Origin of the sequence: Streptomyces sp. SID1328 (assembly GCF_009865595.1) — a bacterium.
Lineage (GTDB): Bacteria > Actinomycetota > Actinomycetes > Streptomycetales > Streptomycetaceae > Streptomyces > Streptomyces griseoluteus.
The window spans coordinates 1-533 of sequence record NZ_WWKH01000408.1; the positions used below are offsets into that span (position 1 = coordinate 1).

Sequence of the window (533 nt, forward strand, 5' to 3'; positions counted from 1 at the left end):
GGGCGCGGCGGCCACCGCGCGCAGGGTGTCCGTGAGCGCGGCCTCGGCGAGCGCGGCGGCCTGCCCGGGCGTGAACGGCGGGGTGAGGCGGGTCTTGACCCTGCCCGGCCGGGGTTCCTTGGCGATGACGAGGAGAGTGGTCATGGGCGTTCTCCAGGTACCGCAGCGCCGGGGGGCGGCCCTGCCCTCACCGGGTACCCCCCGTTGCCGTCCGCTCCCGCCGGCCCGGGGGCGTGTCCCGCAGGACCCGGCTCATGTCGCGTACCGCCTGCCAGGTGCCGCGCCAGGTGCCGGTGACCTTGGAGGCGCCGGAGCGCGCCAGGTACGGCACGTCGTGCTCGGTGACCCGCCAGCCCTCGTCGGCCGCGCGGACCACCATCTCCAGGGGATAGCCGCTGCGCCGGTCCGTGAGGCCGAGGGCGAGCAGCGGTGCGCGGCGGGCGGCCCGCAGCGGACCGAGGTCGCGCAGGGTGAGCCCGGTGCGGCGGCGCAGCAGCAGGGAGAGCGCAAGGTTGCCCGCGCGGGCGTGCGCG

Annotated in this window: 2 pseudogenes; both read right to left on the reverse strand. The window is 78.0% G+C overall.

Annotation, left to right across the window (positions count from 1 at the left end):
• A pseudogene (locus GT030_RS12100) lies at positions 1 to 144 on the reverse strand (glycosyltransferase); the annotation flags it as partial.
• A gap of 43 nt (positions 145 to 187) precedes the next feature.
• Positions 188 to 533 (reverse strand): annotated as a pseudogene (locus GT030_RS12105) (glycosyltransferase); the annotation flags it as partial.